This window comes from Pseudomonas sp. AP42 (assembly GCF_001728935.1).
GTDB classification, from domain to species: domain Bacteria; phylum Pseudomonadota; class Gammaproteobacteria; order Pseudomonadales; family Pseudomonadaceae; genus Aquipseudomonas; species Aquipseudomonas lactis.
In genome coordinates this window covers 1-14,865 of record NZ_LYSO01000137.1, presented here as the reverse complement: position 1 = coordinate 14,865, position 14,865 = coordinate 1, and the positions used below count along the sequence as shown (strand labels likewise).

Genomic DNA, 14,865 nt, shown 5'->3' with positions numbered 1-14,865 from the left:
AAGCGTAGACGCGGAGCAGGGTCCACCTTTCACATTAGTAACATTCGCGGCAGCTTTCTGAAAGCTTTCACTTGTTACTCTTTAACTCAGAAATAATTGAGCTCTGGAGATAATTATGAAAGCAATGACAGCAATGAAAGGATTTTTTGCCGCTACTATTTTGACCTTATCTGCTTTGGCCATGGCTGAGGGAGGCGGTGACCGCGTTTATGGTCGAATGATGCAAGAGAACCAACAGGCAATGGAACAATACGCCTCAAGAAATGGTAAGACACCTCCTGAAATTGTTCATTATGAATATGGTATGAACCTCGATATCCAGAAGGTCGTCAGTGTCACACAAGCCAATAAAACCTGTGGTATTGCTCCTTCGCGCATGACCTACGAAGACTCTACCGGCAAGCTTAACACCGTGGAATATAAGGTTATGGCCGACAACTGCCCACATGGAAGCTAGACCATGCAAATTATTTAAGCGCAACATAATTTTCCGTTTGTCCGAACAAGCTTACTGCCCGCTGACGTAGAAGTAATTTTCAGGACAGGCTGAAGTTATCCATTTTATGAAATCATCTCTGTCAGTTGAAAGGTTTCTAACGCGCAGTGAAGTATTGCTCAACCACCAGATACATCCCGCCTCCTTGTTTCTCCTTTGGTTTGGGAGGCGGTTTAGGCGCCCTAGTGGCGCCTTTTTTACGTTCAAAATGAGCTATGTCCTCTGCACTGCCATGACCCTGACCATGCAGGAACAAGATTAGAAGATCAGTTTCCGGGGTATTCAGCAATGACGTGGTCTGTGCCTGCTTTGGACAAGCCGATTACCTTATAAGCGTCATGTTTCCCGTCCACTTCCATTCCTGGGGAGCCGGCCGGCATGCCAGGAACGGCGATCCCGAGAAGGTCGTCACGTTTGCTCATCGCAATGATTTGCTCGGCGGGCACGTGACCTTCAACAAACTTTCCATTGATCATTGCTGTGTGGCAGGACGAGAGTCGTGGAGCAACACCGAGATCCTGCTTGACCGCGCTCATGTTGGTTTCTACATGATCAACGACGGTGAAGCCGTTAGCTTCAAGGTGCTGGATCCACTTCTTGCAGCATCCACAGTTAGCGTCACGATGGACGTCGATCGTCAGCGACTCTGCTGCATGACCAGCTGAACTGATAAACAGAGCCGCAAATGCAGCGAGGCGAAGTGCCCGACCGGGACGAAGAAAGTTATTTCGCATGGGTATGTTCCTTCCCATCAGCGTGGGTATGAGTTTTTGGCTGAGTGGCCGGAGTTTCAGGGGCGTCATGTGAAGCCTCCACAACCTGAGGATGGGCGTGTTCGGTACTTTCATCCTGAGAAGGCGCTGCGGCCGCCTCATGGGCATGAGCGCTGTTTCTCTCGCCATGATGGTCGCCTGCTTCGGCTATCTCTTCGGCTGCACTCGCGTCATGATGCCCCGCGACAACGCCTTTTTGGCCCTCATGCTGGCCTTCATGGTTATGCATTTTGCTCTCACCGCCACCGTGTTGATGACCACCGCTGCTGGTTGCTAGAGCTTTGTATTGCTCTGCATCCAATGAAGGCAGTTGCTGGAGAAAAGCGACCATTCCCCATATGTAGGGATCGGCCATGCTTTTACCCCAAGCGGGCATGCCTGTGGATTTGATTCCATGCTTGATGATCCAGAAAGCTGCGGCAGGGTTTCCATCAACGCCCAGTTTTGAAAGATTCGGAGGTGCAGGGTAAAGGCTATTACTTAACTCGGTTCCTGCAATACCCGGAGCCAGATGGCAACCGATGCACATAGAGTTGTAGTTGCCAGCACCTGCGCGGATGAGAGCTTCTTCGCTCAGGTCGGGGACTTTAATGTCGCGTGAGCGCACTTCGATCGAGCGATCCCGAGCGGTGGAAAGTAGCGCGTAAACGGGATCGGAATGTGGTTCATCCGCCCCAACATTGATCACACCAAAATAAACCACGCCGGCACCTGTTATTGCGGCAACCACCCCGGCAGCAGTCAATGTTTTCAATGTTCTTTTCATGTCAGGCCCTCAAAACCACATCCGAATACCGGCGACAAACCGGGCCTCGTTGGCATCCTCTCCTTCATCGCTGGCCAGATCTGCCGTATTGCCGTAGGAGCGGCTCCAGCTAACACCAATGTAAGGGGCAAATTGGCGAACAATCTCATAACGCAATCGGAGCCCTACTTCGGTGTTTGCCAATCCAGACCCAATGCCGCGCTGGGGATCATTTTTTCCGTAAAAATTGGCTTCGGCCGTCGGCTGCAAGATCAGGCGATTGGTCAGCAGAATGTCGTAGTCGCCTTCCAATCGAGCAGCGGTTTGACCGTTCTCACCGATGTAGGCGGTCGCTTCGGCTTCAAAGTTATAGAGGGCCATGCCCTGAATACCGAGCGCTCCCCAAGTTTGTGGTGACCCGGGTTTGAAGTCTTGTCGTACGCCGGTGACGACATCCCACCATGGACCGATGGAGTGCCCCCAAAGTGCTGAGAGTTCAGCGTTTTCCGTTACGCCATTGGTACGTTCGCCTTCCGAGCGCAACCACAGTCGGTCAACGTCACCGCCGATCCATCCTTTTGCATCCCAGGCCAATGCACTACCGTTGTCAGCATCCTGGTACTCAAATTTATCCAGCAGCATGAAGGAATTTAGTTTTTTGTCGTGGACACCATGACCAGCGACATCTGGAAAGGCGGCTGCACGGTCAGCGTCGGTAAGTACGGGGACTGGGGTTCGACTGGTGGTAGTCGCCCCTCCATCCATACTTTCCATTCCGTCCATTTGCCCGTCATCCATACTCATCTTGCTGTGATCCATAGCCCCCATCTTGCTATGGTCCATAGCTCCGATTGAGCCGTGGTCCATCTTGGAGTGATCCATCTCTTCAGCGGCGTGAACCACGACAAAGAAAGCAGGACTGGTAGAGACTGCCAGTGCTATCAACGTTGGGCGTAAAAACTTACTGGTCATGATCTCAATCTGCCTTTTTGGTTTTTTGGTCATGATCCATCGACTCATGGCTCATCTTGCTGTGATCCATTGACCCGTGATCGGGCTTTGACTCGTTTGTCGCAGTTGGAGGCTTGCTCGTTGCTTCCGCAGGAGTAGCAGGTGAATGAACACTACTATCTTCGACTGCCAGCGCCACGGACGAGAGTCCACCCATCAAGCCGACGGCAAAGAGGCAACCGACCAGCGATTTACGATTTAGGTATGTGCTCACAGATCGTCTCCTTTACTCATCAACCCGTACTTCACGGAACATGCCCATTTCCATATGGAAAAGCAGGTGGCAGTGATAGGCCCAGCGACCTAAGGCATCGGCGGTGACTCGATAGCTGCGCTTGGTACCTGGTGGCATGTCGATTGTGTGCTTGCGCACCATGAACTTGCCGTTCTCATCTTCAAGGTCGCTCCACATGCCGTGAAGGTGGATGGGGTGGGTCATCATGGTGTCGTTCACCAGGGTGATACGCAGACGCTCCCCATACTTCAGACGAAGCGGCTCGGCGTCAGAGAATTTGATGCCGTTGAAGGACCACGAAAACTTCTCCATGTGACCGGTCAGATGAAGCTCAATGGTGCGATTGGGCTCGCGACCGTCAGGGTCTTGGAAGGTGCTTTTCAGGTCTGAGTAGGTGAGCACTCGACGACCATTGTTTCGTAACCCGATGCCTGGATCGTTTAGCTTGGGCGTTGGGTTCATGGCTTGCATGTCAACCAACGGGTTGTTGGTTTCGGACGCTGGGTGAGTTTGCATTTCGCCACCCATACCGCCCATCCCTGCCATCTTGCTGTGGTCCATGCCAGCCATGTTGGACATGTCGCCTTTGTCCATTCCCGCCATCTTGCTGTGGTCCATGCCGGCCATGTTGGACATGTCGCCTTTGTCCATTCCCGCCATCTTGCTGTGGTCCATACCGGCCATGTTAGTCATGTCACCGCTGTCCATGCCGGTCATCCCGGTCATGTCACTTTGGTCCATTCCCGCCATTTTGCTGTGGTCCATGCCCGCCATGCCTGACATGTCACCTTGTTTCATATCGCCGCCGCCCATACCAGCCATGCTGCCATGGTCCATGCCCGCCATACCGCCCATACCCATGTCATCCATGGTCAAAAGCGGCCGAGGATCGATCGCAGGTACCTGTGCCTTTAATCCTTCGCGAACTGCCAAGGTTCCACGTGCATAACCGGTTCTATCCATGGACTGGGCGAAGATTGTGTAAGCTTCTTCGCTGGCAGGTTCTACGATCACGTCATACGTTTCTGCCACGGCGATGCGGAATTCATCGACGCTGACTGGTTCGACATGTTGGCCGTCAGCCGCCACAACGGTCATTTTCAAACCAGGGATGCGGACGTCGAAATAGCTCATAGCTGAGCCGTTGATAAAGCGCAGGCGCAGCTTCTCGCCCGGCTTGAAAATACCGGTCCAGTTACCGTTAGGCGCCTGGCCATTCATGAGATAGGTGTAAGTATCCCCACTGACGTCTGCGAGATCAGTGGGGTTCATTTTCATTTCAGCCCACATCTTCCGGTCGGCCACGGCAGCAGACCAACCTTGCTTGCTGACGTCGTCGATAAAGTCGCCCACGGTACGTTTGTGGTGATTGTAGTAGTCCGATTGCTTCTTGAGCTTGGCCATGACGCGACTAGGATCTTCATCGGTCCAGTCAGTCAACATCACCACATAATCGCGGTTGTATTGAAAAGGTTCAGGCTCTTTCGAGTCGATGACGATTGGACCGTAAACGCCTGCCTGCTCCTGCAAACCAGAGTGGCTGTGGTACCAGTACGTACCGTTCTGATGCACCTTGAATTTGTACTCGTACATGCCATCGGGCGCGATGCCATGGAAACTCAAACCCGGTACACCGTCCATATTGGCGGGCAGAATGATCCCGTGCCAATGAATGGAGGTGTCTTGGTCTAGGCGATTTTTCACACGCAGTGTGACCGTCTCGCCTTCGCGCCAGCGCAGCAAAGGTCCGGGCAACGAACCATTGATGGTCATGGCTGTGCGCGGCGAGCCAGTTATGTTTACAGGGGTTTCACCAATAAACAGATCAAATTCGTTACCGGTGAGAACGCTCGGCAGACCAGGACTGGTCACTGCCCATACAGGAGTGCGCCACAGACCCAGGCCGCCGAGAATGCCACCAGCGGCCAGGCCTTTAACGAATGTCCGCCTAGAGGTTTTGGAATGCATGCCGTTTATGTCCGATCAGTCAAAAGGGAAGCCGTGCGAAACAACCAATGAGTTGCTCAAACAGGTGAAGGCACTCTCTCGGGGGGTGTAATGAGCCCGAATGAGCTCGCTCGCCGTCACTAAAAACGAGTTCTTACGGCAAGCGAGCTCAGAAATTGCCACATTTGAACCACCACAGTGATTACATTTCTGTCAGCTTGGGAGCGCAGCAAGCTATTCAGCAATTCTTGTGGTCCGTCGATTTGGCTTGGCTTTCTGCGATGGGAGGTTGGGTGCTTTGCTTTTGGGCTACTTGATACGATTCCATTGAATTATTCCTAGCCGCTTCCATACGTGCGAACGCCCGGTCACCACCGCCTTCAGCCATTGCCAAAGAAGAGACGGTCAGGGCTGCGATGACGAACAAAGTTTTGATGGGGTTCATTTGAATTTCCTCGGATGAGTATTGGTAACCCCCGAATCCACATCAAGTGATGATTCTTAGGGGTGAGCTTAAGGCTCAATAGGACTATAAGACTCATCCCCTGTCAGGAACCTTAGGTGAATATTACAGTTGTGTCAGGTTGCGATATTTCTCTTGAGGAACACGCTATTTAATCCGTAAGGTCTCGATCTTCCAGCGTCACACCGCTATTTACTGAGTATCAGTTTGAGGTGCGTGACTTTGTAAGTTTCCGTTAACTTTCAAGGGGAAGATGTTTTTTTAGTTTCTTTACTGGAACTGCATATCTGAACCTGGATGCACCGCGTCAACACTTAAGTGTTCGATGTTCATGGGAAATAGTAGCGCTACTGAGGGTGATTTAGCGTGAGTATTAATTTTGAGAAAGCGCTTGGCTTCGCAGAAAGAGCGTTAATTTATCGTAGTCAAAGAGCTGAGATCCTGAGTAACAATATCGCAAACGCTGATACGCCGAACTTCAAGGCCCGAGACTTAGATTTTTCTACTGTGCTTGCAAGCCAGACAACAGAAACTCCTGCTACTCCGTTTTATTTGAAAACAACAAATGTAAAACACGTTACCGAAAAAGAATCAGCAGGTGATATTTACGGAGGTGCGTTGCTTTACAGCACACCAGCTCAACCTGCCATTGATCAAAATACTGTCGATCAGCAGGTCGAGGTCGCAAAATACACAGAAAATGGAATACGTTTCGACGCCGCTTTTACTCGGTTGAATGGAGCATTCAAAGGTTTGCTCAAAGCTCTGCGAGGTGATTAGTAGCGCAAGGGCTTGCGAGCGGTAATTGTGGCCGACGCGGCTGCTTCGGTACTCCCTGAGGGTTCACCAAGGGGAGCCCCCTGCATACGGGGCTCTGACTAGGGGCAGGTGTCAGCATTCAAGCGCTGATCTGAGAAGGAAAACCTAACGCCTCGACAGCTTTACGAATCTGCTCTGGGCTTTCGCTGCTTTCAACACTCACCTTACCGGCTGACCGATCCACGGAAACCGTAGCTTCGTTGTCCAGTGACTGAATCGCTTTGGTAATTTTGCTGACGCAACTGCCGCAACCAATGCCTGATACATCTAAGACGAACATGGTTATTCCTCTCGTGCTGAGCGGTCTCTTTTCACCGCACCGACAGCATCAACGTTGACACGATGGCAAGGTCAATAGTTATCTGTTTCGGGTTGTGAGCGTCATTCATGGGTAATTGCACAGTCTGGACCACCCTTTTGCATTTGACCTAACCAGCCATTTGCATCGGATTCGACCAGTACGCTTCTTGGCCATGACCGGCAGAGAACGGCCAAAACCGGACGCTCATCACGAACGTCTGAAGCTTGAAAGCCTGACTGACAGGCCAACACGCACAGCACCTATTAACCCTGCCTTCGCAACCCCTTCTCCAGTTGGTCTCGCCAAAACCCTAGCTCTATAGGGCGGCTTTCCAAACGCCAAGATTAGGAGTAATGTAATACTGACTACATATTAAATAGCTATCTCTACATGAAAAATTGGCTGACTCTGATTCTTGGCTTACCCACCGCTAATGCCACCGAACGCATGCGGGCTTGGCGCGCTTTGAAAGCTTCAGGTGCGGCAGTTTTGCGCGATGGTGCTTACCTGCTGCCTGATACCGGTGTCTGTCGTGAAGCGTTAGCGTCTGTCGAACGCGACATCCTGGCCATCAACGGCACCGCTTACGTCTTGCCCGTCGTCGATTCTCACGGTGAGCGCTTTGTCGAGCTGTTCGACCGTAGCGAGGACTACACCAAGCTACGCACTGAGATCGAAGCATGCCGTGCACAGCTCAATGCTGAGAACGCACTGGCCACCACCAAGCAGATTCGCAAGCTGCGCAAAGCCTACGAACAACTGGTCAACATCGATTACTTTCCAGGTAAGCCGAAGCAGCAAATTAATTTGGCTTTGCAGGAGCTAGAGACAGCGGTTAGCAGGGCCCTGTCTCCGGATGAGCCACACAGCAGCAACCAAACAATAACGACACTCTATGTTGATGATTATCAGGGACGCGTCTGGGCAACACGCAAGCGTCCCTGGGTCGACCGACTGGCGTGTGCCTGGCTCATTCGTCGCTTCATTGACGCGCAAGCTCAGATCCTCTGGCTGAACACGCCACAGGACTGTCCAGTCGGTGCCCTGGGTTTTGATTTCGATGACGCAACCTTCAGCCATGTTGGTAACCGCGTCACCTTCGAAACCCTACAAGCCAGTTTTGAGCTTCAAGAGCCCGGCCTAAACCGTATCGCCGCATTGGTGCACTACCTCGATATCGGAGGTATCCAGCCGGTGGAGGCTGCCGGTATCGAACGGGTGCTGGCAGGGCTACGTGAAACCATTACCCATGACGACCATCTGCTGGCAGCTGCAAGTGCCATCTTCGATGGCCTGCTCGCCGGGTTCGTGAAAGAGGAGCAACCCAATGAGTAAGGTTTTGGCACCAGAGGTTGAAGAGGATATGTCGAGGCCTGAACCGATTAGTCTGCGTGAGGCGTTCTGGTTCTGGCTGAAGCTCGGCTTCATCAGTTTCGGCGGGCCAGCCGGACAGATCTCGATCATGCACCAGGAGCTGGTGGAACGGCGACGCTGGATTTCCGAGCGCAGATTCCTGCATGCCCTCAATTACTGCATGTTGTTGCCTGGGCCTGAAGCTCAGCAGTTAGCAACCTACATTGGCTGGCTAATGCATCGAACCTGGGGCGGAGTTATTGCGGGTGCTTTGTTTGTACTGCCCTCACTTTTCATCCTGATCGCTCTTTCGTGGATGTATATCGCCTTTGGCGATGTCCCCGCGGTGGCCGGACTTTTCTATGGGATCAAACCCGCCGTAACGGCCATCGTGGTGCAGGCGGCACATAGAATCGGCTCTCGGGCATTGAAGAACAATTGGCTGTGGGCAATAGCGGCGGCTTCATTTACCGCGATCTTTGCATTCAATGTTCCGTTCCCGCTGATCGTCTTGGGGGCCGCGTTAATCGGCTATGTCGGAGGTCGCCTGGCTCCCGAGAAGTTCAGAGCTGGGGGGCATAGCGCCGCCAAAAAGTCCTTCGGCCCAGCCTTGATCGATGACGACACTCCGTCCCCGGAACATGCCCGGTTCAGCTGGTTGAAATTGGCATCGCTCGCACTGATCGGCGCCGTGCTATGGGCTTTGCCGATGGGGATTTTGACCGCCCTCTTTGGTTGGGAAGGAACCTTGACCCAGATGAGCTGGTTCTTTACCAAGGCGGCATTACTGACCTTTGGCGGAGCCTACGCAGTGCTCCCATACGTCTACCAAGGCGCGGTCGGTCACTATGGCTGGCTAACCCCGACGCAGATGATCGACGGGCTGGCTCTGGGGGAAACCACGCCAGGGCCGCTGATCATGGTGGTGGCTTTCGTCGGCTTTGTCGGGGCCTATGTCTTGCAAGTATTCGGTGCCGATCAAGTATTTCTGGCGGGAGCTGTGGCCGCCGCCCTAGTGACCTGGTTCACCTTTCTACCATCGTTCCTGTTCATCCTCGCGGGTGGCCCGCTGGTGGAGTCGACCCACAACGAACTCAAGTTCACGGCACCCCTTACCGCCATTACGGCGGCGGTGGTGGGAGTTATCCTCAATCTGGCGTGTTTCTTCGGCTATCACGTACTTTGGCCGAAAGGCTTCAGCGGTAACCTGGACTGGCCCTCCGCGTTGATCGCGATTGCTGCGGCGATTGCCTTGTTCCGCTTCAAGCGAGGCGTCATTCAGGTACTGATGGCCTGCGCGCTCGTCGGGTTGGCTGTGCATTTGCTGCGCTAGAAAGCATGAATTGATTAGCAATCTTTGGCGGGCATTGGGCTCGCCTGACCACCCAGCCTATTGAGCTAGGCAGGAGGTGTTCCATGAGGTGGATTACCCGTGAACGACCCAAGATCGATCGGGTTGCTTGTCCTTGGCTGATCACTCGCTTTATCGATCCACAGGCCGAGTTCTTGTACGTACCCAGCGGTGATGTGCTGCGGATTGCAGCTGAGAAAGATGCGACACCCTACGACATTCCGGGCGTAGAGCTTACCCATGAGGGTGAGTTGTGCAGCTTCGACGCGTTTGTGAAGAAGTACCAGCTCAATGAGCCCGCCTTGCAGCAGCTCGCGAAGATCGTGCGGGGAGCAGATACCTCTCGTCTGGATCTGACGCCACAATCGGCTGGGCTGTACGCCATCTCACTGGGGCTGTCGCAGCGATATTCCGATGATCATGAAATGCTTTCGCATGGACTGATCCTGTACGACGCGCTTTATGCCTGGTGCAAGGAATGCCAAGGTGAATCGCACAACTGGCCTCCTCAAATGTAAAGAGACCAGCTCGCACTGAAGCCCAGCCTAGCGCTGGGCTTTTGCCGTTTAGTGGCAGTGGTAGTCGTTCGTTTTATGGTTGCGATGGCAACCTTTTGAATCAGTACCACCACTATGCGCGAAGGCAGCAGCGGACGAAATCGAAAGTAAAGCGGCGATCAAAAGGGCAGACAGTTTCATCAGGGCTTGCTCCATGCTCATGTTTTTATACTCGTGAGACCTCTCACGCCTTGCAGAGTATGGCCAATTGCCTTCATCGAGCAAGCAACTTCCTCGCTGTTTCCCTGACATTCGATGAAAGGCTGAGTGCCTATTTCTTGAGCTGTCCCCGCCTCTAGTTTAGGATGTTGTGATATCCCCCTAGGGAGGATATAAGAACATCTATAAACGAGAAACTCGTTGCTCTCTTTCTTCGAGAAATGCTCGACAATCTAGTGGTCACACGCCTCTCCATGTGAGATTTCTCATGCTGAAAATCCTAGCCAACCGCACCTACCGTCATCTCTTTCTCGCCCAAGTAATCGCGCTCGTAGGGACTGGACTCGCCACCGTCGCGCTGGGGCTACTGGCATTCGATCTTGCGGGCGCCCAAGCGGGCGCCGTCCTCGGTACAGCCTTGGCGATTAAAATGACGGCCTACATCGGCGTGGCGCCGATTGCCGCCGCTTTTGCAGAACGCCTACCCCGTCGAGCGATGCTGGTCTCGCTGGATTTGATACGTGCCGTGGTTGCACTGGCGTTGCCGTTCGTGACCGAAGTCTGGCAAATCTATGTGCTGATTTTCGTCCTTCAGTCCGCCTCGGCAGCGTTCACTCCGACGTTCCAGGCGACCATTCCAGACATACTGCCGGATGAGGACGATTACACCCGCGCCTTGTCGCTATCACGTCTCGCCTACGATCTTGAAAGTGTCGCCAGCCCAATGCTCGCCGCCGCGTTGCTGACCGTGATCAGCTTCCATAACCTGTTCGCCGGCACCGTCATCGGGTTCCTTGCCTCAGCGGCCTTGGTCGCCACAGTACTCCTGCCAAAGGCGAAACCGACGCCACGACGCAGCATCTACGAACGAACCACTCGTGGCCTGCGCATATTCCTGGCCACTCCTCGCTTGCGGGGGCTGCTGGCTCTCAATCTGACGGTAGCGGCTGCTAGTGCAATGGTCATCGTCAACACCGTAGTGCTGGTGCAGTCGCGCTTCGCTCTGCCTCAGAGTTCTACGGCATTAGCGCTGGCTGCGTTTGGTGGCGGCTCGATGGTCGCTGCCCTGGTCTTGCCTCGATTGTTGAAAAACATCAAAGACCGAACGGCCATGCTGTTTGGCGGAGGCATATTGGTCGCAGGCTTAGCGGTTGGCATCAACCTGACCACCTACAACTTTCTGCTGCCGCTGTGGATGGTGCTTGGGGTGGGCTACTCCTTGGCCCAGACTCCGAGCGGTCGACTGTTGCGTCGCTCTGCACATGCCGAAGATCGCCCGGCGTTGTTTGCCGCCCAATTTGCGCTATCCCATGCCTGCTGGTTGATTACCTACCCATTGGCGGGATGGCTGGGTGCCAACATCAGCCTCACGGCCTCGTTTGTTGGGCTCGTTGTCGTGGCAGGTAGCGCATTGGCGGTCAGCATCGTGATCTGGCGTCCGGCCCATGATCAAGAGAGTATCAGGCACAGCCATGAGAATCTGTCGGATGACCATACTCACCTGGACGGACACAGCGGCACCGATCATGAACATCCATATGTCATTGATGATCAACATCGTCGCTGGCCGAATAGGTAACCGCGTCAACACCTGCTTTAAGGCTGCTCCAGGCAAACTGCATGATTGGCCGCCAAAATCTGAAGAGACCAGCTCGCCCTGAAAGTCAGCCTGGAGCAGGCCGGTTCCTCGAAGCACTGCCGTGGGAGTACTGCGTGCTGCAAAGCAACGGCAGATATGCACTCCATCGCTCAATCCAGAATTCACGGATCGACTTGAACATGCCGGCTGATCGGTATGTTATTATGTAACTATAAAAATCAATGAGTGATGCCGCCTTGCCTCGCCTCTCTTCCCTTTTGCCCGCCGTGACCCTGACTTGGTTGGTGGCCGCCTCGGCCTTCGCCGAACCCCGTGTTCTAACCAGCATCAAACCGCTGCAACTCATTGCTGCGGCCGTGCAGGACGGTGTCGGGACACCTGATGTGTTACTACCAGCCGGTGCTTCACCTCACCATTACACGTTACGTCCTTCGGACTTGCGTCAGGTAAAAGAAGCAGACCTGGTTTACTGGATCGGGCCAGACTTGGAGGGCTTTCTGCCTACCGTACTTGAGGGCCGAAAGGGCAAGAGCGTGGCTGTGCAGGACATGCAGGGGCTGCACCTAAGGCATTTTGGCGAGGAGCATCGACATGACGACGAGCCTGTCGGAGATCAATCTGAGGGGCATGATGCAAAAGAGCAGGCAACAGAATTGCAGGTCGATAATCATGACCAACTTCATCGACCCGGTGCACTGGATGCCCACCTCTGGCTGAGACCTGAGAATGCACGGTTGATCGCCAAACACATGGCTTCGGATCTGGCTCTTGTCGATCCAGGCAATGCCGCTCGCTACCAAGCAAATCTGGATGCCTTCGAGCAACGCTTAAAAACCCTCGATATCAAACTAAAAGCGCGCCTCAAGCCGCTGGAAGGCAAACCGTTCTTCGTCTTCCACCAGGCTTTCGACTACTTTGAGGAGGCCTACGGATTGCAGCACACTGGAGTTTTCGCAATCAACGCCGAGGTCCCGCCTGGTGCACGCCACGTCGCAGAGATGCGAGAGCGCCTCAAGGCTGCTGGACCTACCTGTATATTTAGCGAACCACCCATGCGTCCACGTCTGGCGCAAACCTTGAGCGATGGCCTGCCAGTGCATTTTGCCGAACTAGATGCGCTGGGCTTTGGTCTAAAACCCTTGTCCAACAACTACGAGCAATTGCTGATGAATCTCAGCGATGGTCTTGCTGGGTGTCTTGATCAACTTTGAAATGGAATTATGCATACGATTGAGCCGAACTGGATGATGATCGGCACAATATTTCGGGCCATAGGTCATCGCCTTTTCAGTGAAGATACGCATCTATGGCTTTGATGGGATTGCCAGACATGTCCTGCGTCAGCTTCTGCGCGGCCTCAATCTCTTGTGGCGTCATTGAAGCGGTAATCCTATCGCGCTCTTCTAACGCAATGCTGTCAGGAGCGCTCGCGGCCGCCAGGCTAAAGAGCGCATAAGCTACCACGTGATTCTGCGGCACCCCATAACCATTGGCGTATAGCACTCCGAGGTTGGATCGAGCGAGGGCTGCCCCCTGCTCGGCAGCGAGGCGATACCACTTGATGGCCTCCTTGAAGTCCTGCGGCACGCCTTTGCCCTGGACGTACATCATTCCGAGGTTGGATTGTGCGGCAGCGTTGCCCTGTTCAGCTAAAGGTCGCCATTCACGTAAAGCGGCGGTGAAATCTCCTCGCTGAAAAGCCGAGAAACCTTCATCGAAACCTGCATAGACCGTGTTCAGAACACCAAGCAGCACAAGGTAAACTGGTACATGGCGGGCGTGCATGGCGAATCCTGATTTTGTCTTGGAGCACTATCGATAATCCTAGCAAAGAATCCACCCGTCACCTTTAAGCCATGATCCGTATACCTACTTAAGGGATGTGCTGGCGTGGCCTCCTCTACCGCGAGCGAGTGAAATTGAAGAATTGCCGCCGCATAAGTGCGAACCACAAGGGCGGCCCAAGGTTGCCGTGCGCTCAGGTACTACTAAATTGAGGTTTTTGGCCAGACCAGTAAATTCGGTTCATGGGCGAGTGCCTTTCCCTTAGCGGCCGAGTCAAAGTTCAACTATGACGCCATACTTTTACCGAGGAAATCAGGAGAATGGCGGCGAGCAACGGGAGGAGATATGTTGTCGGGATCAGACCTAGTAATTGCCCGCCGATGAATGTTCCTATGATGGAACCCGCTGCCATGACCAGTATGAATGGCCGTTGAGCGCGGATTATCGAAAAGCTCTGGTCGCGGCTGTATCGCGTGAAACCCACAATCATTGTGGGCAGGCTCACAGCAAGTGAAAGACTGCCAGCGAGCTTGATGTCAGCACCGAATAGTAGAACGATTGTGGGTATTAACAACTCACCGCCAGCAACCCCCATCAATGCAGCAACTACTCCGATACCGAAGCCAACCACGATCCCGACTATAGCCAGTGTCTCGCCTTGAAGCAGGGCGACCCCAGTTGCGCTTGCCTCATGGCCGAACAGCAAAGCAACAGCGATGCCTACGAGCAGCACTGCCAAAACGCGGTACAAGGTTTTACTCTTGAGCTTGGTTGCCCATCCCGCTCCAAACCAAGCACCCGCAAGGCTTCCAGCCAGAAGCGTGACGATGATGTCCCACCGTTCAAAGACCGCAGAGTAGGGAACGCTGAATGCGCGAAATGGAAGAGCTGTGGCTACCACCACGAGGCTCATGGCCTTGTTGAGAATGACAGCCTCCAACGCACCGAAACCAAACAATCCGATGAGTAGTGGCAGCCTGAACTCTGCGCCACCCAAGCCAATCAGCCCACCTAGGGCACCGATAATAGTGCCGCTACCAAATACTATTGGTTTGTTTTTTTCTCTACTTGAGGTCATTGCTCATTTTTCTTTTCAGCGCCCTGAAACTACAAAGCTAGACTAGGATCTTTCCTGGTCCTTCTGCCAAGCTAGATAAGTGTTCACTGGAGGGCGTCGGCTGAAGTGTTGCCGTAGCCCATCAAACAAAGAGTTCGCCAACGCTTGCTGATGGCGTGCGCTGACTAACCGCTGGCAGTCCTGTGCGTTAGG

General features: G+C 53.7%; 17 protein-coding genes. 7 read left to right on the top strand and 10 right to left on the bottom strand.

Annotation, left to right across the window (positions count from 1 at the left end):
- The first annotated feature begins 124 nt into the window (after positions 1 to 124).
- Entirely contained in the window at positions 125 to 457 is a 333-nt protein-coding gene (locus tag A7K61_RS27710) for a DUF2790 domain-containing protein (RefSeq protein ID WP_032874284.1), read from the top strand.
- 305 nt (positions 458 to 762) lie between these two features.
- Here the strand turns inward: A7K61_RS27710 and A7K61_RS27705 are convergent, their stop codons facing one another.
- The 6 genes from A7K61_RS27705 to A7K61_RS27690 all read right to left on the bottom strand — a co-directional run bounded on the left by A7K61_RS27705 (position 763) and on the right by A7K61_RS27690 (position 5,652).
- Entirely contained in the window at positions 763 to 1,230 is a 468-nt protein-coding gene (locus A7K61_RS27705) for a DUF411 domain-containing protein (protein WP_024078245.1), read from the bottom strand.
- Positions 1,220 to 2,035 (bottom strand): cytochrome c, encoded by an 816-nt coding sequence (locus A7K61_RS31865; RefSeq protein ID WP_024078244.1) that lies wholly within the window; start codon positions 2,033 to 2,035, stop codon positions 1,220 to 1,222. Before A7K61_RS31865 ends, A7K61_RS27705 begins: the two co-directional genes overlap by 11 nt.
- A gap of 9 nt (positions 2,036 to 2,044) precedes the next feature.
- Positions 2,045 to 3,019: a copper resistance protein B gene (locus tag A7K61_RS27700; RefSeq protein ID WP_019821351.1), complete on the bottom strand. Its 975-nt coding sequence runs from the start codon at positions 3,017 to 3,019 to the stop codon at positions 2,045 to 2,047.
- Positions 2,991 to 3,239, bottom strand: coding sequence for a hypothetical protein (locus tag A7K61_RS32895; RefSeq protein WP_154502361.1), 249 nt, complete (start codon positions 3,237 to 3,239; stop codon positions 2,991 to 2,993). The genes A7K61_RS27700 and A7K61_RS32895 overlap by 29 nt, the downstream gene beginning before the upstream one ends.
- 12 nt (positions 3,240 to 3,251) lie before the next feature.
- Complete coding sequence (locus A7K61_RS27695) at positions 3,252 to 5,228, bottom strand: copper resistance system multicopper oxidase (RefSeq protein ID WP_024078243.1); 1,977 nt, start codon at positions 5,226 to 5,228, stop codon at positions 3,252 to 3,254.
- A gap of 217 nt (positions 5,229 to 5,445) precedes the next feature.
- Entirely contained in the window at positions 5,446 to 5,652 is a 207-nt protein-coding gene (locus A7K61_RS27690; RefSeq protein ID WP_019821356.1) for a co-regulatory protein PtrA N-terminal domain-containing protein, read from the bottom strand.
- 384 nt (positions 5,653 to 6,036) lie between these two features.
- Here A7K61_RS27690 and flgB point away from each other — a divergent pair, with 384 nt between their 5' ends.
- A complete protein-coding gene (gene flgB, locus A7K61_RS31860) occupies positions 6,037 to 6,450 on the top strand; it encodes a flagellar basal body rod protein FlgB (protein ID WP_019821357.1) in 414 nt (137 codons plus the stop codon).
- 118 nt (positions 6,451 to 6,568) lie between these two features.
- On the opposite strand, the gene A7K61_RS31855 is transcribed toward flgB, so the two are convergent.
- Complete coding sequence (locus tag A7K61_RS31855; RefSeq protein ID WP_019821359.1) at positions 6,569 to 6,769, bottom strand: heavy-metal-associated domain-containing protein; 201 nt, start codon at positions 6,767 to 6,769, stop codon at positions 6,569 to 6,571.
- Between the two features lie 411 nt (positions 6,770 to 7,180).
- Here A7K61_RS31855 and A7K61_RS27685 point away from each other — a divergent pair, with 411 nt between their 5' ends.
- From A7K61_RS27685 to A7K61_RS27675, 3 genes are all read left to right on the top strand, one after another.
- Positions 7,181 to 8,125 carry a chromate resistance protein ChrB domain-containing protein gene (locus A7K61_RS27685; RefSeq protein ID WP_024078242.1) on the top strand — a complete coding sequence of 315 codons (945 nt, stop codon included), beginning with the start codon at positions 7,181 to 7,183 and terminating at the stop codon, positions 8,123 to 8,125.
- Positions 8,118 to 9,476: a chromate efflux transporter gene (gene chrA / locus A7K61_RS27680; RefSeq protein WP_019821362.1), complete on the top strand. Its 1,359-nt coding sequence runs from the start codon at positions 8,118 to 8,120 to the stop codon at positions 9,474 to 9,476. Before A7K61_RS27685 ends, chrA begins: the two co-directional genes overlap by 8 nt.
- A gap of 83 nt (positions 9,477 to 9,559) precedes the next feature.
- Positions 9,560 to 10,012, top strand: a complete 453-nt coding sequence (locus A7K61_RS27675; RefSeq protein WP_019821364.1) for a chromate resistance protein ChrB domain-containing protein — start codon at positions 9,560 to 9,562, stop codon at positions 10,010 to 10,012.
- A gap of 48 nt (positions 10,013 to 10,060) precedes the next feature.
- Here A7K61_RS27675 and A7K61_RS32890 read toward each other — a convergent pair whose 3' ends face one another.
- On the bottom strand, positions 10,061 to 10,213 hold the full coding sequence (locus A7K61_RS32890) for a YHYH domain-containing protein (protein ID WP_232925663.1): 153 nt from the start codon (positions 10,211 to 10,213) through the stop codon (positions 10,061 to 10,063).
- A gap of 265 nt (positions 10,214 to 10,478) precedes the next feature.
- Between A7K61_RS32890 and A7K61_RS27670 the strand changes: the two genes are divergently transcribed.
- Both A7K61_RS27670 and znuA read left to right on the top strand, forming a co-directional pair.
- Positions 10,479 to 11,789, top strand: a complete 1,311-nt coding sequence (locus tag A7K61_RS27670) for an MFS transporter (RefSeq protein ID WP_019821365.1) — start codon at positions 10,479 to 10,481, stop codon at positions 11,787 to 11,789.
- Between the two features lie 242 nt (positions 11,790 to 12,031).
- Positions 12,032 to 13,021 (top strand): zinc ABC transporter substrate-binding protein ZnuA, encoded by a 990-nt coding sequence (gene znuA, locus A7K61_RS27665; protein ID WP_019821367.1) that lies wholly within the window; start codon positions 12,032 to 12,034, stop codon positions 13,019 to 13,021.
- 76 nt (positions 13,022 to 13,097) lie between these two features.
- On the opposite strand, the gene A7K61_RS27660 is transcribed toward znuA, so the two are convergent.
- Both A7K61_RS27660 and A7K61_RS27655 read right to left on the bottom strand, forming a co-directional pair.
- Positions 13,098 to 13,595, bottom strand: coding sequence for a tetratricopeptide repeat protein (locus A7K61_RS27660; RefSeq protein WP_019821370.1), 498 nt, complete (start codon positions 13,593 to 13,595; stop codon positions 13,098 to 13,100).
- A 280-nt stretch (positions 13,596 to 13,875) separates the two neighbouring features.
- Positions 13,876 to 14,673 carry a sulfite exporter TauE/SafE family protein gene (locus A7K61_RS27655; protein WP_019821372.1) on the bottom strand — a complete coding sequence of 266 codons (798 nt, stop codon included), beginning with the start codon at positions 14,671 to 14,673 and terminating at the stop codon, positions 13,876 to 13,878.
- Positions 14,674 to 14,865 lie beyond the last annotated feature (192 nt).